The 24,415-nt window shown below is 47.2% G+C and carries 25 protein-coding genes, 1 pseudogene and 1 riboswitch; of the genes and pseudogenes, 8 read left to right on the top strand and 18 right to left on the bottom strand.

What is annotated here, in order from left to right:
- Nucleotides 1–261: 261 nt before the first annotated feature.
- From K401_RS0117670 to K401_RS0117605, 13 genes are all read right to left on the bottom strand, one after another.
- On the bottom strand, nucleotides 262–960 hold the full coding sequence (locus K401_RS0117670) for a GntR family transcriptional regulator (protein WP_084492912.1): 699 nt from the start codon (nucleotides 958–960) through the stop codon (nucleotides 262–264).
- A 365-nt stretch (nucleotides 961–1,325) separates the two neighbouring features.
- Complete coding sequence (locus tag K401_RS0117660; RefSeq protein WP_024294197.1) at nucleotides 1,326–2,165, bottom strand: Cof-type HAD-IIB family hydrolase; 840 nt, start codon at nucleotides 2,163–2,165, stop codon at nucleotides 1,326–1,328.
- On the bottom strand, nucleotides 2,155–3,891 hold the full coding sequence (locus K401_RS0117655; RefSeq protein ID WP_024294196.1) for a DUF8485 domain-containing protein: 1,737 nt from the start codon (nucleotides 3,889–3,891) through the stop codon (nucleotides 2,155–2,157). The genes K401_RS0117660 and K401_RS0117655 overlap by 11 nt, the downstream gene beginning before the upstream one ends.
- Nucleotides 3,882–4,430: a glucose-6-phosphate isomerase family protein gene (locus tag K401_RS0117650; protein ID WP_024294195.1), complete on the bottom strand. Its 549-nt coding sequence runs from the start codon at nucleotides 4,428–4,430 to the stop codon at nucleotides 3,882–3,884. The genes K401_RS0117655 and K401_RS0117650 overlap by 10 nt, the downstream gene beginning before the upstream one ends.
- Nucleotides 4,427–5,203 (bottom strand): glucose-6-phosphate isomerase family protein, encoded by a 777-nt coding sequence (locus K401_RS0117645; protein ID WP_024294194.1) that lies wholly within the window; start codon nucleotides 5,201–5,203, stop codon nucleotides 4,427–4,429. The genes K401_RS0117650 and K401_RS0117645 overlap by 4 nt, the downstream gene beginning before the upstream one ends.
- Nucleotides 5,204–5,351: 148 nt before the next feature.
- Nucleotides 5,352–6,083 (bottom strand): GntR family transcriptional regulator, encoded by a 732-nt coding sequence (locus K401_RS0117640; protein WP_024294193.1) that lies wholly within the window; start codon nucleotides 6,081–6,083, stop codon nucleotides 5,352–5,354.
- A gap of 141 nt (nucleotides 6,084–6,224) precedes the next feature.
- Nucleotides 6,225–7,037 carry a PTS system mannose/fructose/sorbose family transporter subunit IID gene (locus K401_RS0117635; protein ID WP_024294192.1) on the bottom strand — a complete coding sequence of 271 codons (813 nt, stop codon included), beginning with the start codon at nucleotides 7,035–7,037 and terminating at the stop codon, nucleotides 6,225–6,227.
- A 1-nt stretch (nucleotide 7,038) separates the two neighbouring features.
- Nucleotides 7,039–7,860, bottom strand: a complete 822-nt coding sequence (locus K401_RS0117630) for a PTS mannose/fructose/sorbose/N-acetylgalactosamine transporter subunit IIC (protein ID WP_024294191.1) — start codon at nucleotides 7,858–7,860, stop codon at nucleotides 7,039–7,041.
- A gap of 27 nt (nucleotides 7,861–7,887) precedes the next feature.
- Nucleotides 7,888–8,376 (bottom strand): PTS sugar transporter subunit IIB, encoded by a 489-nt coding sequence (locus K401_RS0117625; RefSeq protein ID WP_024294190.1) that lies wholly within the window; start codon nucleotides 8,374–8,376, stop codon nucleotides 7,888–7,890.
- 53 nt (nucleotides 8,377–8,429) lie between these two features.
- Nucleotides 8,430–8,834 (bottom strand): PTS sugar transporter subunit IIA, encoded by a 405-nt coding sequence (locus tag K401_RS0117620; RefSeq protein ID WP_024294189.1) that lies wholly within the window; start codon nucleotides 8,832–8,834, stop codon nucleotides 8,430–8,432.
- 336 nt (nucleotides 8,835–9,170) lie between these two features.
- A complete protein-coding gene (locus tag K401_RS31955) occupies nucleotides 9,171–10,898 on the bottom strand; it encodes a carbohydrate-binding domain-containing protein (protein WP_051464060.1) in 1,728 nt (575 codons plus the stop codon).
- A 20-nt stretch (nucleotides 10,899–10,918) separates the two neighbouring features.
- Complete coding sequence (locus K401_RS0117610; RefSeq protein WP_024294187.1) at nucleotides 10,919–11,596, bottom strand: DUF4956 domain-containing protein; 678 nt, start codon at nucleotides 11,594–11,596, stop codon at nucleotides 10,919–10,921.
- Nucleotides 11,589–12,359 carry a polyphosphate polymerase domain-containing protein gene (locus K401_RS0117605; RefSeq protein ID WP_024294186.1) on the bottom strand — a complete coding sequence of 257 codons (771 nt, stop codon included), beginning with the start codon at nucleotides 12,357–12,359 and terminating at the stop codon, nucleotides 11,589–11,591. Before K401_RS0117605 ends, K401_RS0117610 begins: the two co-directional genes overlap by 8 nt.
- A gap of 220 nt (nucleotides 12,360–12,579) precedes the next feature.
- Here K401_RS0117605 and K401_RS0117600 point away from each other — a divergent pair, with 220 nt between their 5' ends.
- Both K401_RS0117600 and K401_RS31325 read left to right on the top strand, forming a co-directional pair.
- Complete coding sequence (locus K401_RS0117600) at nucleotides 12,580–13,377, top strand: helix-turn-helix transcriptional regulator (RefSeq protein WP_024294185.1); 798 nt, start codon at nucleotides 12,580–12,582, stop codon at nucleotides 13,375–13,377.
- Between the two features lie 176 nt (nucleotides 13,378–13,553).
- Nucleotides 13,554–13,985 carry an ABC transporter substrate-binding protein gene (locus tag K401_RS31325; protein WP_051464058.1) on the top strand — a complete coding sequence of 144 codons (432 nt, stop codon included), beginning with the start codon at nucleotides 13,554–13,556 and terminating at the stop codon, nucleotides 13,983–13,985.
- On the opposite strand, the gene K401_RS33635 is transcribed toward K401_RS31325, so the two are convergent.
- Entirely contained in the window at nucleotides 13,973–14,194 is a 222-nt protein-coding gene (locus K401_RS33635; RefSeq protein ID WP_242842319.1) for a hypothetical protein, read from the bottom strand. The two genes, K401_RS31325 and K401_RS33635, sit on opposite strands and share 13 nt — an antisense overlap.
- 35 nt (nucleotides 14,195–14,229) lie before the next feature.
- Here K401_RS33635 and K401_RS0117590 point away from each other — a divergent pair, with 35 nt between their 5' ends.
- The 3 genes from K401_RS0117590 to K401_RS0117580 are packed head-to-tail and all read left to right on the top strand — an operon-like array spanning nucleotide 14,230 to nucleotide 17,472.
- On the top strand, nucleotides 14,230–14,982 hold the full coding sequence (locus tag K401_RS0117590; protein ID WP_024294184.1) for a nucleotide-binding protein: 753 nt from the start codon (nucleotides 14,230–14,232) through the stop codon (nucleotides 14,980–14,982).
- Nucleotides 14,979–16,262 carry a nitrogenase component 1 gene (locus tag K401_RS0117585; RefSeq protein ID WP_024294183.1) on the top strand — a complete coding sequence of 428 codons (1,284 nt, stop codon included), beginning with the start codon at nucleotides 14,979–14,981 and terminating at the stop codon, nucleotides 16,260–16,262. The genes K401_RS0117590 and K401_RS0117585 overlap by 4 nt, the downstream gene beginning before the upstream one ends.
- Entirely contained in the window at nucleotides 16,249–17,472 is a 1,224-nt protein-coding gene (locus tag K401_RS0117580; RefSeq protein WP_024294182.1) for a nitrogenase component 1, read from the top strand. Before K401_RS0117585 ends, K401_RS0117580 begins: the two co-directional genes overlap by 14 nt.
- A 79-nt stretch (nucleotides 17,473–17,551) precedes the next feature.
- Here the strand turns inward: K401_RS0117580 and K401_RS0117575 are convergent, their stop codons facing one another.
- From K401_RS0117575 to K401_RS0117555, 3 genes are all read right to left on the bottom strand, one after another.
- Nucleotides 17,552–18,544 (bottom strand): cell wall-binding repeat-containing protein, encoded by a 993-nt coding sequence (locus K401_RS0117575; protein ID WP_024294181.1) that lies wholly within the window; start codon nucleotides 18,542–18,544, stop codon nucleotides 17,552–17,554.
- A 154-nt stretch (nucleotides 18,545–18,698) separates the two neighbouring features.
- Nucleotides 18,699–19,790, bottom strand: a complete 1,092-nt coding sequence (locus K401_RS0117570; protein WP_024294180.1) for a PTS transporter subunit EIIC — start codon at nucleotides 19,788–19,790, stop codon at nucleotides 18,699–18,701.
- A gap of 408 nt (nucleotides 19,791–20,198) precedes the next feature.
- Complete coding sequence (locus K401_RS0117555; RefSeq protein WP_024294179.1) at nucleotides 20,199–20,876, bottom strand: fructose-6-phosphate aldolase; 678 nt, start codon at nucleotides 20,874–20,876, stop codon at nucleotides 20,199–20,201.
- Nucleotides 20,877–21,235: 359 nt separating this feature from the next.
- Here K401_RS0117555 and K401_RS33865 point away from each other — a divergent pair.
- Nucleotides 21,236–21,357, top strand: a pseudogene (locus tag K401_RS33865) (glycyl-radical enzyme activating protein); the annotation flags it as partial.
- Nucleotides 21,358–21,438: 81 nt separating this feature from the next.
- On the opposite strand, the gene K401_RS0117545 reads toward K401_RS33865, so the two are convergent.
- The gene (locus K401_RS0117545) at nucleotides 21,439–22,191 is read right to left on the bottom strand and encodes a DeoR/GlpR family DNA-binding transcription regulator (protein WP_024294177.1); all 753 of its coding nucleotides are present in this window, start codon (nucleotides 22,189–22,191) and stop codon (nucleotides 21,439–21,441) included.
- A 212-nt stretch (nucleotides 22,192–22,403) separates the two neighbouring features.
- Nucleotides 22,404–22,518: riboswitch (FMN riboswitch) on the top strand.
- Nucleotides 22,519–22,683: 165 nt separating this feature from the next.
- On the opposite strand from K401_RS0117545, the gene ribD reads away from it, so the two are divergent.
- Both ribD and ribE read left to right on the top strand, forming a co-directional pair.
- Entirely contained in the window at nucleotides 22,684–23,814 is a 1,131-nt protein-coding gene (gene ribD, locus K401_RS0117540; protein ID WP_024294176.1) for a bifunctional diaminohydroxyphosphoribosylaminopyrimidine deaminase/5-amino-6-(5-phosphoribosylamino)uracil reductase RibD, read from the top strand.
- The gene (gene ribE / locus K401_RS0117535) at nucleotides 23,769–24,407 is read left to right on the top strand and encodes a riboflavin synthase (protein WP_024294175.1); all 639 of its coding nucleotides are present in this window, start codon (nucleotides 23,769–23,771) and stop codon (nucleotides 24,405–24,407) included. Before ribD ends, ribE begins: the two co-directional genes overlap by 46 nt.
- Nucleotides 24,408–24,415 lie beyond the last annotated feature (8 nt).

The following is a 24,415-nucleotide window of genomic DNA, read 5'->3' as shown; positions in this document are numbered from 1 at the left end:
ATAAAAAAGTCACAAGGTACATTTTTTCATGCATAGATTATCAAAATTTGTCTAATTTGTCAATAACTTTTTTAAAAAACAGGAAACTGCTCAGTTATTATATGGAACATGGTTCCGGTGACGTTTTCACCTTTTCTCCATATAATCGTCTAATTTGTGACAATCTACCCCCATAAAAACAAATAATCGGCTGCTTTTGATGCAGACAGTCAGAAATCCTTATGCTGCGGATTTCCGGCCACTTTTTCTCAGCCAGCCGGATTAAATGTTTATGAAATACTGAGGATACTTTTCCATTGCCGTATCTCTGATTTCGGATATGGTTTCCAGATGGTCTGCCATCGCCTGCTGGGCTTTGGCAAAATCACCGCCTTTGATTTCTTCAACGATCCTTCGGTGCTCGTCGATCAGGCATGGCATCCGTTTGCCAAGTGCCACATCGAAATTACGCCATCTTGAAATGTGGAGCATTAAATCCTCCAGCAGTTTTATCAGATTATACCGTTCCACGCTTTCTGCAATGGCCCGGTGGAATGCCGAATCCAGCTTCTGAAATTCTAAGTCATACCCTTCCACATTCCGGTAGGCTTCCTGCTTTTCTAAATTATCCTCCAGTTCTCTTACCAGTTTTCCAATCTTCTCTTCGTCCCTCTGGGACAAAAGCTCGTAAAGCTCTTCCTTTTCCACGGCAGTCCTTAAAATCAATAAATCCCCGATCAGCTTTAAATCGATCAGGCTTACATAAGTGCCTCTCTGGGGGTATACCGTAAGAAGCCCAAGCTGATTCAGCCTTGCAAAGGCATTGCGGATGATGGTTCTTGACACCCCGTATTCTTCTGCCATCTGATTTTCACTGATTCTGGTTCCAGGCTCTAATTCCAGTTTTAAAATTCGCTTCCTGATGTTGAGAAAAACATAGTCAGCTGAAAACGGCTGGCTGTTACTTTTCATATAATTCATATTTCGTACCTTCAATTCATATTACTTTTTTTTGTTATGAATCGATTATACCCTTGACCACAGATTTCTGTCAATTTGTTTCTTATGGCCGGTATGGCCGCCGTTCTTCCATACCTGATCATATCTTTTATGCACTCAGCCCTTCGGCTGAATCCGGAAGCAATATTCACCGCGATCCGGTGCATGGTGCCGGAAGTCTCGAATCAGGGGATTTCTGTACGGAAAAGAAGGTCAGATTTTCGTTTTTATCAAAAGAAGCTTTTATCCAGCGGATGAATTCTCCATCCGTCAGAAAAAAGCTCCTCAGCTTGTTTTATAAATCGATCTGGAACCGGTCAGGCAACACCTTTCCTATTGATCATCGCTCATAAACCTCCCAGAAAACGATCCAATGCCCAGGCCACGCCCTCCTCGTCATTGGTCTTTGTGATAAAGTCTGCTGTCTTTTTCACAGCCGCAGCGGCATTTCCCATGGCAATGCCTAATCCGGCCCAGGCAAGCATTTCCAAGTCATTTTCGCTGTCTCCAATGGCCATCACCTGCTCCGGTCCTATTGCAAGGCAATGGCATAAATATTTCAGCGCCTCTCCTTTGGACGTCCCCTTCCGGTTAAACTCCAGACACATGTGTCCCGTTTTCAGGATGCAAAAGCCCGGAAAACGTCTGCCCCAGGCCTTCACCCGCTTTTCCGTCTCCTCGTCAAAGGCCATAAATCCAATCTTCTGGATATCTTCTCCTTTATTTTCCAAGAATCCCGGCAAATCCTTAAGCTTCCCCTCCCTGGAAAAACCCACCGATGCCATATAAGGATGCTTTTTCTCCATCTCCTCCGAGCGGTTGCCGTCCTCATAAAACTGATCATTCTGCTGAAAATAACACTGGCCGTTTTCAGCCCGCAGACAGCGCAGCAGGTCCATGCCCTCCTGAAGTTTGATTCTGCTTTCATAAATGTATTTCCCGGTTCCCGTATCAATGACGGAGGCCCCGTTTCCGGATATTACATAGGGCACTCCCAGCCTTAAAATCTCCTCAGGAATCCAATTGTAAGTCCTTCCTGAAGCCGGAACCACCAGACCGCCCTTTTCCAGCCACTTCTTCAGTGCTTCTATGGTTTCCGGCGATACGTTTCCGTCAGACTTAAGAGCCGTCCCATCCATATCCACGGCCACCAGGCGAATCTTTCCGCCGCAAATCTTATCTGACATATGCCTTTATCAAACCAATCCTTTCATGCTCCTTTAACGGCCTCACCCGGTATGGGCCCACACTGGCCGGCACAATAAATGTTTCTGCATAATGTACCTCATACGGCTCAAAATCTCCAGACGGGCTTTCCACAACCGCAGCCGTTCCCTCCACCAGATTCAGCATGTGAACGGTACCCATGGTATGAAGCTCTGCCGGCCGGTCTAACCAGTAACGCCTTGTTTCGATAAATTCCAGTTCATGAAGCCCCGTATGTTCTTCAAGATATCCTTCCTCTTCTTTCACCTTATAGCAGGCATTCACCAGATTTTCCTCCACCCACTTGGTGGTTCTGTCCCACTGGATCACATTCATCCCATGGTCAATATGGATGGGTCTGGGCTTTCCATCCAGTCCCAGACGTCCCCAGTCCCATAGCTTAAAGGTGAATATGTAAGGCGTTGCGCTGATTTCCAATACCATGACATTATTTCCGGAGCAATGGCAGGTGCCCGCCGGAATCAGGAAATGGTCGTGCTTTTTTGCAGGAAAACTGTTGATATATTTTTCCGCGTCAAAGTCACATATCCCTTCCTGTGCCGCCTTTAAATCCTTGATCATCTCTTCCTTGTCAACGCCCTCCTTTAATCCCAGATAGACTGCCGCGTCTTCCTTTGCGTCCAGGATGTAATAGCTCTCATCCTGTGTATACTGCATACCGAATTGCTTTTTTATATACTCGGTCAGCGGATGTACCTGCAGGCTTAAATTCTGGCCGCCCATGGTATCCAGGAAATCAAAGCGAATGGGAAATTCCGCTCCGAACCGGGCGTAAACCTTCTCTCCTAAAAGCATTCTCGGCTGATACAGCACCAGATCCATGGCGGGAACCTCCACCAGCACCCCGTCAAAATTAAACAGCAGACTGTTTTCCTCCGGTACCCCATCAAAGCTCCAGGCATAATTTTCCTCAGAAGTCTCCAGTCCGAAAACTTCCTTCATCCACTGTCCTCCCCATACTCCCGGGTCAAAATAGGGCACTGTACGGAACGGCTGCCTTGCGGTTTGTTCCAGGGCCTTTAAAAAGGCCCGGCCGCTAATCATCTTAGGAGCTCCGGCCTTATTGGTATCCATCAGATAATCCATGCGCTCAAACATCTGCGCCTTGTGTTTATCAGCGATCCTCCACTCCACAAAAAAGCCTCTTTTATACTTCTTTAAGATATCCTCATCCCCGTTATCCGCCCGGTAATTTCCCATTCCCTTCCGGTAACGGAGCTGGATCTCCCATCTGGCCATATCCAAATAAACCAGTAAGTCTCCCTGGGCAACCAAAGATGCTCCGAAGCCATAGACGATCGTAAAGCCTTTCGCCTCTGCCACTTCTTTCCTGGCCTCTGACAATTTTTCCATGTCCATGAAATCCAGAATTTCCCCTGCATACATTTTTCCGAAAACACGGTCATCAGTCAGCTGGTATTTTAACTGTTCCCTGATCGTCCTTTCTTCCTTAAAGACCTCTGCTGTCTGCACCAGGCGGTCTGGCTTTAGCAGGGAAAGGGCCTCCAGCACTTCTTCATCATCAACTCCCGGATAACAGTCTACAACTAAAACAAAGGGTGTCTTTCTGATCTTTGATTTTAATTCCTCTATAATTTCCCCATATCCGTCAAACACCTCACGCTCAAAGCCCGTGATTTTTATCTCCGGGTATTTCTCATATTGGAATTTCCTGTCTATTTGCATATGATTTCTCCATTCTTTTTATAAACTCTCACCGGAAAGGGATGGGTTTCTACCCAATCATAGTTATGGCCGGCGCAGGATGGCCAGCAGGCTCCCACCTTTAACACCTGATCCCCGGTATTTACCAGGCGGTGGGCCAGATTCCCCCGGACATAATGCAGGGAATTGGGATAAACCTTTTCCGCCCAGGCATTTCCGTCTAAATCCATTAAAAGCAGAAGCCCTTCTCCTGCAAGGCCAAAATAATATTCTCCGCAGGAAGTATCCTGGTGAATATGCCCCCTGGTGAAATTACATTCCCCGCTGACACACTCCGGATACATAACCGTAAGCCCCCAGCTTAGGCTTCCCGGCTGAAGCTTATCGTCCTCCTCATAACAATAAACCTCATACATTACCCGCTCTGTATTTTCTTCTTTATCTTGATTCTCATAAGCCGTCAGAATATCCTTTAACAGCTTCCTGCTTGAAGTCACCGTTTTTCCTTCAATCACTCCATTGTACAAATCATGCACTGCCTTTGGTTCTATGATCTTCATGGCTGAAACTCCTCCCATATCTGTTTATAATCCTGAGGTTTCGTTACAAAAGAAAACTTATCTTTATTCTCCTGAAACTGGGTATAGATGGGAATTCCCTTTCTGATCCCAAACTCAATATATTCTCTTGGCGTTCTCTCCACCAGACGTCCCCCCTGGTATGCAGAGTTTTTTCTCCATAAAATGTCCTTTTCCTCCACATATGGGAAATAAGCGACACCTCCATGGCTCCTTACCGCCTCATATTCAAATCCGTAATCCCTGACGCACCACGCCCCAAAGCACATGTTTCTGGACACGTCGGCGTTTACCGTGGCATGAACCCAGTCAGGCGGCACGATCACCACATCCCCCGCTTTTGCACGGACCGCATAGCAATTTCCCGGGTCATCTCCCCCGAACTCCTGCATATAGATGATAGCCTCGCCGTCCCAGATCTCATAAACTTCTGGCGTGGAATATCCGCAGGAAGGGCTGACCGCGTGGATATGGCCCTGGGATCGCACCGGTTCCCTGCCGATGACTCCTGCCGCATAGACAACCGCTCCGTAAAGAAGGTTGCGTTTTTCCATATCTTTTCTGTCTTCTTCACAGCCCACGTCCATGGATATGGCGTAAAGCTCCTCCGGTCCGCCGCAGGACGGATCCGCTAAAGATGCCCGGATGTCATCCAGCCGCCGGATCTCCGGCACAGGGCCAAACACTCCCTCCCCATATGTAAATCCAATGGGCCGTGACTGTGGTATAATTTTAAAACCTGGATAAAAATCCATTTTGTTCTCCCCTTTCATGTTTCATTCCCTGATGCGCATTGGAATGAAATGCGTATTTGGGAATTTCCTTACCGTCTTTAATAAAAACAGGAGTGCAACAGTACCCACTGCCGCACTCCCTTTCCCTATGATTTGTTTATTTGCCGGCTTACCTCTTGATCTCAACGGAGTAAGAATAGCGGTCCCCCCTGTACAGGCTGACGGTATACTCCACCACCTCGTCATTCCTGTCATAAGAGGTCCGGATCCTCAGCAGGACCGGTATGGTCTTTTTCATCTCCAGCAGCTTCTGGGTATGACTGTCCGGCATGATGCAGCTGAACTTTTCCACGATCTTGACCGGCCTGATATCCTTCTCCTCCAGCATGGCGTACAAACTTCCGTAATACAGCTCATCGTCCATGGGAAGCTGCCTGTTCATGTGAAAATAAGACTGGAAAATGACGATCGGCTTTCCATCCCCTGTTCTCACCCTCTCCAGACGGTATAATGGGGCCTCCGGCTGGATGTGAAACACGCCGGCCAGCTTGGCATCTGCTTTGATCACCTCAATATGAGCGTAGCTGGTTCCAGGTTCAATGCCCTTTTCCTTCATCTCGTCCGTGAAGCTGTAAATTCTGGTGAGGAACTCTTCTATCGTCTTCTGATAGATGACAACCGTTCCCTTTCCCCTGGCACGCCTTACCAGTCCTTCCTTCTCCAGCTCCTGGATCGCCTGCCTGGCCGTGATACGGCTTACCTGATACATGCTCTGCAGCTCCGTTTCGCTTGGGATGATGCTGTCAAACTCATACTCTTTCTTCAAAATCTTACTGCGCAGGATGTCACTGATCTGTATATATAAGGGTGGTGCGCTTTTCGAAGTATTTAATTTCTCCATTCCTGTCATCTGCCTTTCCGCGCCTGCTTCTAAAGTGCTTTTTATGCGGATCTCACTTATTAATACGCTATAACATTATAATAAATAATACCCTCTCACTTGTCAACGTTCACTTGGCAGACTGTCATAAGTTTGCCGTGTTTAGAAAAATCCGACGGCCACTCCTACAAAGGAAACAACGACCAGCACACCCATAACCTTAAGTGCGGACATTTTCTTTTTCGACATCAGCCACCAGCATAAGAGAATCACCACCAAAGGCAGTAATTTAGGGAAAATACCGTTTAATACGTCATTTACCACTACCGTTGATTCCGAGTTTCCGGTCTGGATGTTCATAATTGAATTAATGCTTACATAGGATGCCCCTACACCTCCGACCACAATGGCGCCTAACAGGTTAAAAGCCTCACGGATTCTCTGGGAAGCTTCTCCCACAATTAAGTTCACCGATTTGGTTCCCATCTGGTAGCCCTTCATGAAGAGATAATAGCTTGCCGCTGTTACGGAAGTCATAAAGGTCACTATGTAGAAAACCGGGCCAAGAGCGTTTCCTCCCTGGGAAAGGCCGATAGCAATGGATAACAGCAGGGGTACGAACATGCCTGGTACCATGGCATCCCCAATGCCTGCCAAAGGTCCCATTAGCCCCAGCTTAATGCTGTTGATCACTTCATCATCAATATCCGCTCCGTTAGCCCTCTCCTCCTCCAGACCGCAGGCAATGCCGTTGACAACGCTGCCGATCTGAGGCTCCGTGTTATAAAATGCACAATGACGTTTTAAAGCTGCTTTCTCCTCTTCCTTGTCACCGCCGTACAGCTCCTTGATAACCGGCGCCATGGAATCGGCAAAGGCGAAAGACTCCAGCCATTGAAAGGACATGGAAGACAAATTGCCGCACAGCCACCGAAACCAACTTTTCCTTAATGTGCTCTTGCTGATTTTTTTCATATTACAGTTCCTCCTCCATATCGTCTGCTGCCGCAGAAACCTTGACTGCATTGTCTTTTTGGGTATACAGGAAATAGCTGTACGCGAAGAACGCGCCAAAGATGGCAATGGTAATCATATTGATGCCCAGAGCTGCAACCAAGGCAAATCCAAACAAGAATCTGACAATCTCGATATTTTTCTTGGTAACCTGTTTTAAAAGAATGGCGACTCCCACTGCCGGAAGCATGCCGCCGATAGCGGTCAGTGCTCTCATAACAAAGGAATCCACCGGGAACACGGCGATGATCTCCGATGCCAGCCCCTGGCCGAAATACAGGATAGCCACTGTGGGAATGACACGGTAGCAGAACTGCAGCACCTGGGGTCCTACCCAGTGATTAAAGGACAGTCCTTTGTAATCCCCTTTTTCCGCACATTTCATGGCTCTGGCATTCCAGAAGGAATTCGTCATCATCATAAAATTATGGAAGATGGTTCCGATTGCTCCCACTGCTGTTGCAATGGCCACTGCCGACTCCACGGTTGCATTGGATTTCACTGCCATGATTCCCAATCCTACGCCGATGTATGCCGCCGCATTTAAATCCTGAGGCATCTGCCCGCCTGGTGTAACCAGGGCTATATATACCACCTGAACGGCGATACCAACGATGATACCGGTCTGAACATCCCCCATGATCAGTCCAATCAAAAAACCGGAAATCAAAGGTCTGGAAAGGGTGTACCACCCGCCGGTGAGTCCCAGTGCCCAAGGGCAGGACAAGGAGCCCAGATACGATAAAATACCGATCATAACTGCCTGTATGATGTTTATCTGCATAATAATATCCCCCTAATATTCAAATAGTTAAAGTAGTTTTTGCCTGACATCGCTCCACCGCACCTTTGTAAAATCAGGAACCAGCTGGAACTCTATCTGATAGCCTGCCTGATGAATCCGCTCATAGCTGGCCATATCTTCCTTGGTGATATCCGCGTTCTTATTGACCCGGATGGTATCCTGCTTTGCACTTTGCGGCCCTACATTTAATATGCCAGTGTTTACCTTTAAGCCGTAATCCACCAGCAGTTCCGCCATGGTATCAGGCGTTTTGGTGATAACAAAATAATTTTTGCTGCTGGCCACCGCCTCATCCATCTTAGACCGGAACTTTTCACGGCTCCATATAAAAGTTTTCTTTGTGGATGCCGCCAGCAGGGCATTTTTAATCACTTCATTGGATGCCGCCTTATCATCCACCGTAATGATCCCGTCGCAGGGATATTCCGTGGACCAGCGGATAATAATCTGTCCATGAATGATTCTGTCGTCAATTCTTATAAAACTGATTGCCACCCTCAATACCTCCTTTTTATTTTCCCTCAAACCTATATGAGGAGAACTTTCTGCTATAGTTCCTCATCGTCATCTTCCTGCCCCATCTCAAACAGATGCAGACTTCCCTGTGCTTCTTCTGCACAGTGCTTCAACATTTCCCGGCTATTGTCCGCCGATGCAAGAACCAGCAAGAGAAGCGGTAAATTCATTCCTGAAATAACATTGGCCCTGTTCAGGCCCCCCATCCCTGCCAGGAGCTCCAGTGTGGTATTATAGGGGGAACCGCCGCTGATGTCACAAAGAACCGTCACCGGCGCCTCCCAATTCACCCTCTCAAACAGCCTCTCCAATTCTCCCCGAAATGTCTCAATATCTTTCTCCTCTGTCAGGCAAAGATAAGAAACGTCCGGCAGATTACCAAAAACCATTTTCGCGGCATGGTACATCCCCTCCGCCATGGTGCCATGGCTGAGCAAAACAATCTGTTTAATGGTTTTTTCCTCCCTTCCTGTTCATTATAGAACATTATATTGTTGTAACAATATAATATTATAAACTTATGCAAATGTCAAGATTTTTTTCATTTAAGGAGTTACTTCTGTGATTTAATTATGCCCTCATATCCTTCCCATAAATCCGTTGGTTTTATAAATGGTTATCCTGTGATGGCATCATCGCTTTTGTATCAGGATGTTTCCGGACCGGAAAAGAGGATTTAAGCTTACACGCAGAAAATAGAAAGAGCTTTTGCCTGACGGGCAAAGGTAACACCCACCTGGCAAAAGCTCTTTCTATCCTTTCTGAATTTTCACTTATTCTTCCTGATTCGTATTATTTTCAGAGGGGGCTTCCGCCGGTCTGTCCGGCCTTGCTCCCCTGCTTTCTCCTTCCGGCTTAAAATCGCCTTCCGGCAGCTCTCCGGGCCTCCCCTGTCTTCCACCGGCTCCATTTCCTCCTCTGATTCCGCCTCTGTCCTGTTCCAAAGCTTCTCCTGACTGATTCACAATTCCGGTCACCTGAATTTCCGTTGTATCTTCTCCTGTACGGATCTGATAGGTTTTCCCTGTTTTCAGATCAGGAGAGCTGAAAATCAACACGGAAAATTCCTTATCAGGAGTAACCGTGGCAAGCTGTGTTCCTGAATCGTCTAAAACCTCCACAGCTGTTCCTGCTGCCTGTTTTTCTTCGTAATATTTTACCATAACCGGCTGGCTGGACGTTTCGGAAAACACCTGGAACATCCCGGCATTGCCGACTCCCGTAAAGGTTCCGCCTGTAATCGTTCCTGTGCCGTTAAAATCCAGAATTCCATTTCCGCTGCTTTCCGGCCCTTCCACGTAAATGGAGCCGCCTTCTATAAAAAGATCTCCGTTTGAATCAATTCCGTCTCCCATGGCCTTTACGCTTAAGTTGCCGCCGGTGATCCGGATGTAAGCTCCCTCTGTGGATGCAAAAGGATCGTCTCCCATCTTTCCGGCATTCCCGGAAGAGTCATTGCCGCCTGCAGCATTCAGCCCATCATCATCAGATACCACCTTAATTTCCCCTCCGGTTATGTCAATACATAAACCTTCCAGGCCTTCATAGCTTTTGGTGATATCAATGGTTCCGCCTGATATCTCCACCTGGTTATCTCCATGAATGGCATCGTCTCCTGTTGATAAAGCCAGTGTTCCTGATGATATTTTCACATCTTTGTTGCTGTGGACCGCATCATCCACTGATTCCACGGCTATGTCCCCTCCTGCTATTTCCACCAGAGTCTCTGCCTTAATGCCTTTTTCTCCTGCATTGACGGTAAAATTGCCGCCGCTGATTTTCACATATCCTTTTCCCTCATCCGTATCATTGCTGGCCTGGATTCCATCGCCCCCTGAGGTTATGGCAAAGGTCCCGTCAGCTATTTCCACAGAATCCTTTCCCTTGATCCCGTCATTCACCGAATTGATCACATAATTGCCGGACTGAATGGTAAGATCGTCTTTTCCTCTGATGCCTTCCTGATAATTTCCGTTAACAGTCAAGGTTCCTCCGCCTTCCAAGACAAGGTCATCCTTACTGAATATGGCCGCATTAGGTTCATCTTCTCCTGCTGTGGAATAGGAGTAGGAGGAACCGTCTGATACGGTGTTTTCTGTTCCATCTTCCAGGACAACCGTTAAAAGGCCGCACTGCTTTCCATATATGGGGGAGAAATCCGAACTTGCAATGGAAAAACCGTCCAGAATCACTGTGACTTCATCCTCGGTTCCTGCATCGATCACCACCCTTCCGTCTTCCACAGTGCCGTTAAACCGGTAGGTTCCCGGGTCAGAAATGGTGACCACGTTTTCAGAAGCCTTTGCTCCGCTTCCTGCTACGGTAAATCCCTGTTTTGACCCGGTAATGACGGTTTCTGTCCCACTGCCATCACTTTCATTTTGGTTAACCGTATTCCCGCTGTCCTTCTGACAGCCTGTAAGGAATGCCAATCCAATCAATCCTGCTGCAAACAGCGCGCCCCGGTTCACCGGGTGTCCACATCTTATTATTTTATTCATTTATGTTCCTCCTGAATTTTCTATAATTCTTCTCTGCCCTCCGGAACCCTTCCGCATGTGATGGGCAGATTGCCGTTTCTGCATCGGATCTCGTCCAGCATTTTTTTCTCTTCCTGCTCCGCCTTTAAATCCACCTGAAAACAAAGCTCGTATAGGCTTCCCATATTTACGGTCTTGACTCTGTTCAGATGTACCCTTCCGGCGTACTTTGAAAATATGTCGTCAAAAATCCCCGTATAATCAAGATTTTCCGGTATTGTGATCTTAAGCTCCCGCTTTGTAAAGCCTTTCCTTCCAAGGGGAAGAGATACCAGGAGTATCATGGCACCTCCTATTACTGCTGACATTATGGCGGCCGCTCCCAAATATCCCATTCCTGCTGCAAGCCCCACTGCCATTGCTAAAAATATACTGCCTATCTCCCTGGAATTTCCCGGCACAGAGCGGAACCGGACCAGGCTGAAGGCCCCCATCACAGCTACTCCTGTTCCCAGATTTCCATTAACAATCATAATTACCACCTGCACAATGGCCGGAAGCAGTGCCAGTGTTACAATAAAATTTTTACTGTATGTATTCCTGAATGTGTGCAGAAGCGCCAGGAAAACGCCCAGTCCCAGAGATACCACCATGCAGATCATCAGATGTCCCATTGTCAGCCCCCCATTGGTTGTTTCTGTTAAAATACTTTCAAGCACAAGAAATCCCTCCTTCCGGAGTCAGCCCAAGGGTCCCGCTGTGACCAAGAAAGCCAGAACCTGAAGGCACATCCTGGTTTTTATATAAAATCAGCTTATAGTACATACCGTATTTGGAAAAGGATACCGGAAAAATACCAAGCCGGGAAAAAATGCTGCTCATCCATACAGGCATTGCCCCAGGGATTTTAACCTCCATAAGAACCTGGTTTTCATTTAAAATACATGTTCCATAATCCCCTTTTATCAGATCCAGTTCTCCGTTCCTGCACCGGATATTCCGGTCAAAGGTGACTCTCAGCTCGCTGTTTTCATTTCCAAAATACGCAGTCCTGTCATAGGCTACAAATGCCATGGGCTTTAAGTTATAAAGCCCCATAACGTAATCGATCTCCTTAAGAATCTGGCTGTCCTTTTCCGGATATATGCCATAATAAAGATATTTTCTGGCCTCTGTCATGGTCAGCGCCATCCTGCGCTTGTAGACGATCCCATCGTATTTCTTTTTTAATTCCGCATAAACCGTACTTTCTTCCTCTGCCCTTCCGTATGCCCTAAGACGGACCTTTTCCTTGTAATTTGGCTTTTCAGCCGACCGGCGGATGAGTTCAAAATCTCTGGTATCAAAATAAATATTGGATATTGTATGTATTCCATAGCTGTCAGCGGTCATATACTCAGCCAGTTCCCGCATCAATCCCTGGTATTGGGCAAGAGTCAAGAGGTATTTCTTTTCATATCTTTTAAAAACTTCCTGTGCCATATTGACTTCCTCCTTTTCTTTTCTATGTGCTATATCCTAACATCCCCAACTGAAAGGAACCTTAAAAAAAGTGCTTAAAACCGTGATATTTCTGTGAATTCTTCTTTATAAAAGAACATTATCGGGTTACTGCGGGAAAAGATTACCTTTCAGATGAACGTTTCTGTGTTATACTGTAAATACTTATACTAACTAATGAATGTGATGGGGAGCCATGGCAATGGAACTGAATACGATTGTGGAGCATTTTGCGGCCACGCTTTTTCAAATACGGGGTGTTTACCGTTATAAGATACCTTCCGGAAGTAAAGGAATACAAAAAGCCGCTCCTTATCCTGGGTTTATATTCCCTCTTTCCGGCTGCGCCGAATACCAGTTCAACAACACGCCTTATTTAATCAGACCGGGAGTCGTTTTGCATGGTTCGGCAAACGCCGTTATGCGTAAACGGGTCGTCGGAGAAGAGGACTGGGAATTCGTTTCCATTCTTTATGAAACCTTTAATGAACCACCTCCAATAAAGATGGCAAATACACATTTCAGCCTGACGGTGGGGCAAAGTCCGCAGCTATATGACATGCTTCATCAGCTGTACACTGCCTCAGACCGTCCCGGCGGGCTTCCGGCCTTTCAACGGGAGACCTTATTCCGCCGCATACTGGAAGAAACGTTTTTGTGTGTCAGAAACCAAACCAGGTACGGGGCCCAGGAGGTTTTTGAATCCGTGTCAGAGTATATCCACACACACTATATGGACGCCTTAACCGTAAATTCACTTGCAAGACAAAGCGGAGTCAATGAAAACCGGTTATTTTACGTTTTCCAGAAATACGCAGGTATGGGGCCGGCAGATTACTTGCGCACATACCGCTTAAACCGTGCAAGAGATCTGCTTGTTACAACTTCCATTCCCATAGGTACAATCGGGGAGCAGACAGGTTACCCGGATGCCCTGTATTTCAGCCGCATATTTAAGAAACATTTTGGAGTTCCTCCAAGTAAGTTCAGAGAAGAATAAGCCTCTTTCCCAAAGAAAGCGCCGGCGTTTGTGCACCGGCGCTTTTTCATGCTTCTATTTAAAATTCAGGATATGTCCATATAAATTATGGATAAAGCCATTCACACCAGCACCTGACTTTGATATAGTTAACCGGAAGTTAGTTCTGTCTAACCAATAATTCAGGAGGTGTTACATTGAAAAAACATAGTTCTCTTTTACTGGCACTCATTTTATCTGCCGGGCTTTTATCTGCTTGTTCAAACGGATCACAGCCGCAAAAATCTTCCGCACCGGGGCAGTCTGAAAGCACCGGCGCGCCGAATTCTTCCGTATCCCAGGCTCCCGGCATTTCACAGGAAACCTCTTGGCCCCGCACCATCACCGATGCCGGCGGTCATGAAATCACCCTGGCTTTAGAACCCCGGCGCATTGCCATTCTCCACTCCAACTACTTAGAATATTTCTTTGCTCTCGGCACCCCGGTCACCGCTTCGGCAGGCGCTTCCGTTGGAACAGCCCAGCAGGCGCTGGAAACATATGAAACACTGATCCCCTATGATGAAACTGCAGAAATCATGGACCTTGGAAGCGCACGGGAAAACTGGAAGCTTCATCAGTCTGGCTGAACATGGATGCCGTGAAAAACGGCAATGTGGTTTATTTTGATGATTCCCTTAACACCTTTGGCCCCCTGGCCATGGGCCTGACTGCCGAAAAGCTGGTGAATACAATCAAATGATAACCGGTCGTCACGAAGCTTTCTCATTGCGGTCCGGGACGGAAGCATTGTTGCAAAAACAGCCTCCGATCCCCGTACCGGCAGGCCTGCCTGCATCTCATACCATTTAATTTGACAAGGGAGTTAATATTATGAAACGAATTGCAATTTATGGCAAAGGCGGGATCGGAAAGTCCACTACGGTTTCCAACATCTCTGCCGCCATGGCAAAAATGGGACTTACCGTACTGCAGATCGGCTGTGATCCCAAGGCCGATTCCACCCGGAATTTAACGGGCGGGAAAAACATCCCCACCGTGCTGGACACCTTGCGGGACAAGGGGGATGCAGAGCTTGACGATATTGTGTTTAAAAGCGGTACCGGAGTTTTATGTGTGGAATCCGGCGGGCCGGTTCCCGGGGTGGGCTGCGCCGGCCGGGGTATTATCACAGCATTTGAAAAGCTGGAAGAGCTGGATGCCTATGGCGTGTTTTCCCCTGATGTGGTGCTGTACGACGTATTGGGTGATGTTGTGTGCGGAGGATTTGCCATGCCCATCCGGGGCGGCTATGCAGATGAGGTGTGCATTGTTACCTCAGGAGAAATGATGAGCCTTTACGCTGCCGCCAATATCGCGCATGCGGTCAAGAGCTTTGCCCCCAGAGGCTATGCCGGCCTGCGCGGCTTGATTTTCAACGCAAAAAACTTTGAGGGCGAGGAAGAGCTTGTGCAGAAGGCCGCTGATGAAATAGACGCCTCCATCCTTTTTCACATCCCCCGGGACCCTTATGTGCAGCTTGCAGAAGATCAGGGAAAAACAGTGGTTGAAGCCTTCCCGGAAAGCCTTATGGCGGAGAATTACAGGAAGCTGGCCCGTCTTCTGCTGGAAGGAGGACAGTCATGAACGACATCAAACATTTAAAATGCCTTTCAGCTGTCAGGAGCATGACGGCTGTCCGGCAGCTCACACCCGCCGCCTTTCCCGGCGTACACTGCCCCATGCACACGGCATTGTCCCTGGCCGTAAAAATAAGAGGCGTGTCCACGCTGATTATCGGCACCTCTGAATGCGGGTACTACAGCCGCAGCGTGCCCCTTTCCTCTCCTTACGGAGATGAGGCTTTCCATTGGAATTACGTCCTGGACAGCAAGGAAGTGGTGTTTGGATTCCGCAAAGGGCTGATGAAAGCCATCGCGGAGATGGATAAAGCAGGCGCAAGGCTCATTTTGCTCCTTGCCACCTGTGTGCCGGAACTGATCGGAGAGGACATAGAAAGCATCTGCCATGAGATGCAGCAGGAGGTAAATGCAAAACTCATCCATCTGCCTCTTGGAAACTTCAAATGCGGCGGCTATGAACCCGGATATTGGAAAACCCTTCTGGCAATGGGAAAAACCATGGAAAAGGCTGTCAACAAGGGAACCACCGTCAATGTACTTGGCCGCAGCAGACTGGAAGAACACGTTCCCATGCCCCATCTGATTGAATTTCTGGAACACAGGGGCGTTCTCTTGCGCTTTTTGGCGCCGGATTCCTCACTGGATGACTTTATTGCTGCCGGGGACGCAAGGCTGAATCTCGTCCTTTCCCCGTTTATGAACCCTCTGGCCCAGTGGATGGCAAAAGAACATGATACACCCTTTGTCAGCCTTCATGATGTTTACAGTGTCCGGGAAATTGATGAGACTTATTCACAGATCGGATGGCATTTGGGATTAGAGATCCAACAGCAATTTACAGGACAGATGACGGAAGCGAAAATAGCAGAGAAAACTGCAAAAGCCAGTTTAAAAAACCTGCAATATATCAGCGCAAACATAGGAACTGTACAGCCCCTGCCCTTATCCGCATACTTATGGGAGCTTGGAATGTCTCCCATCATGATACACATGGCGGAATTTTATCCCTCTGACACAGAGTGGAAAGCAAAACTCACCGGGCAGGAGGTAAACCCCATCATCTGCCTTATGCTCAACGAACAGGCTGACATGCAGATCATCCAGGCCTTGTGCCCTGACATGGTGATCGGTGACTGGGGCGGCAGGCAGCAGAAGCAGCCGCCCAGTGTTCCTATGCTGGATTTGTACGGTCATGTGGGATATGAAAGAACCACTGCCATGGTGGAACGCATCATAAGAGCCGCCGGGAAAGGAAAGGAGGGATCTGCAAATGGGACTGCATAAAACTGCACCGCCCCTTTCCGGGCGGATGGGCGCACTTTGGTGCTTATCCGGGATCGCCCAGTCAGCTGTGCTGGAATTTGGCTGCATGGGACATATGGCCTACGGGAGAACCTTTCTTCACCGGATGGGGTCATTTGGCGGAAAGCTCTATTCAACCCACATCGGAGAAACCGATATTGCTATGGGGGACACCGGCCGCTTATCAGGTGCGGTGGAATGGCTGTCAGAAACCCAGGACATAAAGACCATCTTCCTGCTGCCCTCCTCCGTGCCCGAGGTGATCGGAACAGATTTAAAAGCCATTGCCCAGGAGCTGTCCCCCCAATTTCCTGACACACGTCTGATTCCGCTGACTGCAGGGGGATTTGATATGAGCGGCCACAAGGGGGTGGAGCTGACTCTTTTGGAGCTATGCAGAACATTTCCAAAGGAAATGCCAAAGACAGAACAGCCTTCCTTTCACATCATCGGTTCCTGCGCAGACATGTTCCGTTTTCACGCCGATGCAGCAGAAGCAGCACGGCTGGTGTCAGGTGCCCTGGGAATGAAACATTTGAGTACCATGACCTCAGGCACAAGCATCTCCCAGCTGGAAACACTGGGAGCAGCTCATTTGAACATCGTTCTCCGGCGGGAAGGAGAAGCCGCAGCAAAATATCTTAAAGAACGTTTTGGTACGCCTTATCTGACGGCACGCCCTTACGGAATACAAGGAACTCTTGACTGGCTGGAACATGCAGCGGCCCTGTGCGGCAGGCAGGCTGATAAGGCGTTTATTATCCAGGAAAAAGAACATGCACTGGAACAAATCGCTCCAATGCAGTCTGTGCTGTCCCGTTTTCTCCGCGTCCACAAGGAGGAAAACAGGCTGATCCTTGCCGGACATGCCGATGCAGTTCCCGGAATTGCAGAATACGGAAAAGAGTGTTTTGGTTTTACACAGGCCGATTGTTACTGCGATTGTCCAGAAATGGCAGATGGGGATATGGCTTATCTGGATGACGATGCCAAGGAACGCATTAAAAACGATCCAAAGGGCTTTCTTATGGGCAGCGGGGAACTGCTTCGTATGGCAAACAGAGACCAGAGCCTGCAAATCGCAACGCCTGACCACGTCTGGCGCCATGCTTATGAACCTCCGCTTGTGGGATTTCGGGGAGCAGTAAACCTGGCGGCAGTGTGGACCAATGAAATGATGAGGCTCCACTGAGGCACTGTGGAAAAAACAGTCAGAAGGACAGGCATAGGAACCGCCTGTCCTTCTTGGTTTTTCCAATATTTTATTTATTCTATGATTGGACCCAGGCACCGTCGCTTCCTACATCATATCCATCCGGCGTTGTGGTGCCCGTAAGCATTGCTCCGCTTTCTCCGCAATAATACCATTTGGAATTCCATTTGACCCAGCCTGTGACCATATACCCGGTCTCGTTAAAATAATACCAGTAATCATCAATATACTGCCAGTTGCTGACAGTATAGCTTCTGTCCGCATTGCAATACCACCAGCCTGTGCTGACCTTCAGCCATGCGCCGGTTCCCTCGGTGCTTCCCGGCCCTGAAACGCTGCCTGAGCTTGAGGAACTGATCTCTTCAGCCTCTTCAGATGTAAGATACCAGGTGTCAGAATCTTCCCAGCTGCCTTTATTGGAGGAGTTATATACTCCCCGTACCTTAAAGAAATAATACCCGCTCTGTGTCATATAGCTTGAAAAATCGTAGCTGGTATAGGTGGTCGTGAGGGTGGAAGTTATTAAACTGCTTCCTCTGTAAAGACGCACCTCATATTTATTGGCATCCTCACATTCATCCCAGGAGGCCGTTCCATCCGACTCATCCCATTCTAAGTTGTTCACAGCCAGATTATAGTCGCCCTCCTCATCCTCCAGAGCATCCAGTGTTATATACACGGTCAAGGTACTGCTGCTCCTGCTGACAGAACTGACTGTCCCGTCTGAGCCGCTGAGGCTTACGCTGCTTTTGGAAAAGCCTGAGGCAAAATAATAATCATCCTCTGCGTCTAAAGTGACCTTTAATTTAGGCTTGTCTCCATCCTCCCATTCGTCATCCGGTTCATTTGTAATTACCACATCATTGACACTGAATTTGCTGGAACTGGAAGTGACCGTAACATCACCGCCGCTCTCTCCTGCCTCAATCTCTGATGATATGTAAAGGGAAACACTGCTAATCTGGGTACCTGTTGCCGCCAGCGCCGTCATGGGAACTGCTGACAAAACGGCTGCTGTTATAAATGCGGCAGACCTTCTTAACATATCCATATTAATTCCTCCTTATTTCATGTTAGCTCAAATTTGGTGTCCTCTTCCTAATCTACCACGTAAACCTGAAACAAACCTTAATTTTCCATCGTAAATTTGTGATTTTTTTATGAATTCGTATATGGATATGAAGCGTTAAAGCACTTTTCTTTCATTATGAGGCTTCTGAAACCATTGCCTCGCAAGCTGTCTCCGGCTGTAAGATCGTGAGAAAAAATGCTGTTAAAAACCCTACAAAACAGCTTACAACAAACAACCCAAATCCTTTTCCAAGAAAAACAGGCAGCGTAATCAGACTTGGAAATGCAAAGGTCATGGCCTGGGCACCTGAAAATCCCGCTACAGCCCCTCCTGCCCCGCCGCCGATACATACCGCGATCATAGGCTTTTTGCGCGGCAGGTTCACGCCGAACATGGCCGGTTCCGTAACTCCAAAAAAGGCAGACACAACAGCGGACAGACAAAGGGACCGGAACTTTTTATCCCTGCTTCTCAAACACACCGCAAGTGCCGCACCTGCCTGGGCAAAAACTGCAGGCCCTATTAAGGCCAGTATGGTATCAGAGCCTTTCACAGAAATATTGTTCATTGCAACCAGCACAAAGCTCCAGTGAAAACCAAAAATGACCATTGGCTGGATCACCGCTCCCAGTATGGCCCCGGCAATCATTGGGCTGACCTGGTATACCGATTCATAAGCCGCAGCCAGGCCGTCTCCTATTACATTTCCTATGGGTCCGAATACAAATAAGGTGACCAGACCGACTACCACAATGCAGATCAGGGGAGCAAAAAAGCTTTTTATCAGTTCCGGCAGTATTTTATATACCACCCGTTCCACATATACTAAAAGCCCTACCGCAAGGAGGGTGGGGATTACTCCGGAATGATAGATAACAGCCTTCATGGGAATTCCTGCAAAATATATGTTCGTGCCCGCTTCAAATGCGGTTGTTAAGGTAGGATATAAAAGCACTCCTCCAATGACCACTGCCGTAAATGGGTCAGTACCAAATTTTTTTGCTGCAGTAAATGCCAGTACCATAGGCAAAAAATAAAACAGGCTGTCCGCCATGGCATTTAACACCAGATAAGTCTCACTGGTTCCTGACACAATATTTGCCGCGGTAAGGATGGCCAGTATGCCTTTTAAAATTCCTGCCGCGCTTAACAAATTGATAATGGGCAGAAAAATACCGGAAATCCCATCGATCACAACATTAATCATTGACTTTTTTTCTTTCATGTGTACCCTCTCCTATGGTGAAACATTCTCAGCGAAAGCTTTCTTTTGCTGCTTCTGCCATTGTAACACATTTTACATCATTTTCCATACGAATTTTTACCGGATAAAACGCCCATTTTAATGAGGTATGATCCCAAGATCATAAAAAATCTTGCTGGATTCCGGCATTGCTTCCAGTCCATAGACATTCATCCATAAATCCTGCCTGGTTTCTGCAGAGGACCGGATAATTTGTGAAGAAAAGCAGCAGGGGTTCTTCCCTGCTGCTCAATTCCGGAGTCCCTTTTGGCCCTATGCCTGCTCACTTTCAAGCTTTTCTGCAGCCTTTGCTGCTTCCACCAGTCTTTCATCTTTAACCTGATCAATACCCAATTCCTTAAATGTGGTGGGAAGTCCGATTTCCCTTTACTAAAGTTTTGTAATATCCACGCCACCAAATACAGATTCCCAGTCTTTTCCAAAATCATCAATAGCCTTGCTTATAGAAGCCATGCCAAAGGCTTCATGGAGAAGCTCCGGCTGCAGGGTGGCTGTCTGGGCCCCCGCGGCAAAGGCGGCATTTACCTGGGCAATGTTCTTAAAGCTTGCCGCCAGGATCTTTGTCTTATAACCTCCAGCTGCGATCTGGTCCGCAAAGCAGGCGATGGTATCAGCTGCGTCGATATCCAGGTTTTCCATTCGGTTAAAGTATGGAGCAATAAAATCAGCTCCCGCCTCCATGGCCAGATACCCCTGTATCTTGGAATAAATCGCAGTTGCCGTGATGCCTGCCCCCTCAGTTTTTAAGACCCGCATTGCTTTTAAGCCTTCCTCTGTGGTTGGAATTTTAATAAATACGTTCTTATCCACCTTGTCCAAAATAGTTCTTCCTTCCCGGATCATGGTATCCCCATCCCTTCCGGTCACCTGGATATGTAAAGAGCGTTCCATTCCGATCACCTTGCGGATATCACAAAAATGTCTGAAAAATTCGATCTTGCCTTCTTTCTTAATGATAGAAGGATTGCTGGTAACACCTGTAATGGGAAAAATCTTGCTGTATTTTTTAATGTCTTCCAGATTCGCAGAGTCAAATAAAAATTCCATAATCGTTATCCTCTCTAACTTATGATTGTCTTTTATACTGAACCGGTAAGCCCCTGCATGCCTGTTCTAAAAAACTCCCCCCTTTTATCCTCTATTATTAGATCTTATATACCATTGTTTTGTAACTTCAGTATACCCCTCTGTTTTGCATATGTCAATACTTCCACTTCATTCGAAATAATTACATTTTTATTTAAAATTCATTTGCTTTTGTTCATTCACATGATATTGTATCGATACAAAGGGATATTCACAAGGCCTCATGCCCCTCATGCTTCAAACTTTCAGGATGAGGAGCAGTTTCAAATGAAAGCAACCATATTCAAAAATTCAGCATACACGACGGACCGGGAATCCGGATGGTGGTCTTTTTTAAGGGCTGCCCCTTGTGGTGCAAATGGTGTTCCAATCCGGAACTCAGGCGCCCCATACCCAGATCCTCTGGAACCGTGAGAAATGCCTTCACAGCGGGCTGTGTGAAACGGTAAAAAAAAACCTGCATCTGCCCTAAAGGCAGGTGCAGGGATCTCATAACCCTTCCTGTTTGCGTGCAGCAGCTCTGCTACACCTCTATCACTTCCACGGCAATCTGATACCGTTCCATAATCTCTTTTGCACTGTCCGGAATCCCATTGTCCGTATATACCATATTGATATTCTCAAACCGGGACTGCAAAACGACACCCTGCTGCTCAAATTTGCTGGAATCCGTGAGGATGATGGAATGCTTGGCCGACTCCGCCATGTTCTTCATGGACTCTGCCCGCATCATGTCCCCGCAGGTAAATCCCGCCTGTGGAATAAACCCGTCGGTTCCCATAAACAGCTTATCTACAAAAAACTCTCTGGCGCATTTTCTCACCATAGGGCCTACCATGACCTGAGATTCCGTCTGATAGTCTCCGCCCAACAGAATGATCTTTCCTATGGCAGACTCCCGGATATGGTTGGCAATAAATGCGGAGTTTGTAATGATGGTAACATCCTTTTTCTCATTTGCCAGCTGCTCTGCCAGCAAGGCACAGCTGGAACCGGATTCTATCATAACGGTTTCACCGTTGGCTACGATCTTTGCCGCAGCCTTGGCGATCTTAAGCTTGGTATCATACCGCACTGACAGACGGTTGGTGATGTCATCCGTATTCCGGACTGCCGCATACCCGTGTTCCCTGGTCAGAAGCCCTCTCTCCTCCAGCACATCCAGATCCTTACGGATGGTTACCTGGGACACATCCAGCAGCTCCGACAAACTGGTCACTTCCACTCTTTTTTGTTCATTCACAATCTGCAAAATCTTCGTCTGCCGATCTGTCATAAGATCTCCTCCGTTCTGTTCCAGCCAAGCGGATATTCCCAATGACCAAGGGTCAGCCCCTCCGCTTGGCCGCCTGATTCGGTTGAATTTTCGTTTGTAGTTCAATTATAACATTATCCATTTTCATATGCAATAGAATTATAGGGTGTACTGTTTTCTTTTCTATTGACAACACCCTAACTTTGCTGTATAATGGCAAAATGAAAATTAAATAGTATCTTCAGGGCAGGGTGCAAATCCCTACCGGTGGTAAAGCCCACGAGCCGTAAGGCATGATTCGGTGTGATTCCGAAGCCGACAGTACAGTCTGGATGAAAGAAGATAAAAGCGCACAAATGTGTGTATCGTATATTCGCTCTGAAATGATTTTATCGTTTCAGAGCTTTTTATTTTCAGATACATACCTTCAGATATATTTAAATATTTTGACGCTGGTAAATGCCTTGAACGATCTATGGTTCAAGGCATTTTACTTTTTCAGGAGGTGCGTGATTGAAAGATAAAGATTATATGCAAAAAGCATTGGAGCTTGCAGAAAAGGGTTGTGGATGGGTAAATCCCAATCCAATGGTCGGAGCGGTTATCGTAAAAGACCATATCATCATTGGTACGGGTTATCATCATCAGTACGGTAAGCTTCATGCAGAACGGGATGCCCTTCAAAACTGCACAGATTTACCCAATGGCGCAACGCTGTATGTAACATTGGAACCGTGCTGTCATTTTGGAAAAACACCGCCATGCACGGAAGCAATTATTTCAAGCGGAATCCGGCGCGTAGTAATCGGCTCATCTGACCCCAACCCTTTGGTGGCCGGAAAAGGAATTGAAATGTTGCATCAGCATGGAATTGAGGTTGTGGAAGGAGTGCTGACCGAGGAGTGCAATAAACTCAATGAAGTATTCTTCCATTTCATTCAGAACAAAACTCCTTATGTTGTAATGAAATACGCCATGACAATGGATGGAAAAATCGCCACCCGCTCTGGAAAATCCAAATGGATCACAGGGGAAACCGCCCGTGAGCGTGTCCACAAAGACAGACATCGGTATTCTGGGATCATGGCAGGGGTAGGCACGATTATCATTGATGACCCCTTGCTGACATGCCGGTTGCCTGACTTAAAAAGTCCTGTCCGCATTATTTGTGACACAGAACTAAAAACGCCGTTACAGGCAAAGGTAGTGAAAACCGCAAAACAGCATAAAACAGTCATTGCAACCTGCTGCACAGACAGCATCAGGATACAGACATACAAAGAGGCAGGATGTGAAGTTCTTCTCCTGCCGTCAAAGGATGGTCATGTGGATTTAAAGGAGCTGATGATTGCTTTAGGAAAAAAGGGAATGGACAGCATTTTATTAGAAGGAGGTCAAACGTTAAATTGGTCTGCACTGAACAGTGGTATTGTTAACAAAATGCAGGTTTATCTTGCGCCCAAATTATTTGGAGGTATCAATGCCAAATCTCCCATCGGCGGCACAGGCATTGAAGCACCAGATGAAGCTTATCAGCTGCTGCCTCCATCAGTCACTAAATTAGGCGGGGACATTCTTTTGGAAAGTGAGGTGATAGAGTGTTTACAGGGATCATTGAAGAAACCGGAACAGTCCGCAATATAAAAAAAGGGGCGAATTCTGCGGTCTTAACCATTGGGGCGGCCTCTGTGTTAAAGGACATGAAACTGGGTGACAGCATTGCTGTAAACGGAATTTGCTTAACGGTTACGTCTTATACAAGCACCGGATTTACAGCAGATGTCATGCATGAAACAATCCAGCGTTCTTCCCTTAACAGCCTTCATTCCGGCGCCATGGTCAATCTGGAACGGGCCATGCCGGCTGATGGGCGTTTTGGAGGCCATATTGTCACCGGACATATTGACGGAACAGGCGTTATTCGCTGGATAAAAAGGGATGACAATGCAGTTTGGTATAACATCCGGGCAACACCGGAGATTTTACGTTACATCGTAGAAAAAGGTTCCATTGCGGTTGACGGCATTAGTCTGACAGTTGCTAAAGTCTCTGACGTTGATTTCAGCATATCTGTTATCCCACATACCGCAAATCATACCACACTAGCTGGAAAGCGGGTTGGAGATACAGTCAATTTAGAAAATGACTGTGTTGGAAAATATATTGAAAAGTTTCTGGGTAAACCGGCGCAACCAACGAAACTGTCAAAAGGCTTTCTTACGGAAGCCGGATATTAGGAGGAATT

Origin of the sequence: Lacrimispora indolis DSM 755, from assembly GCF_000526995.1 — a bacterium.
In the GTDB taxonomy this organism is placed as follows: domain Bacteria; phylum Bacillota; class Clostridia; order Lachnospirales; family Lachnospiraceae; genus Lacrimispora; species Lacrimispora indolis.
The sequence above is the reverse complement of the archived record's forward strand: the minus strand, read 5'-3'. Positions and strand labels throughout refer to the sequence as shown.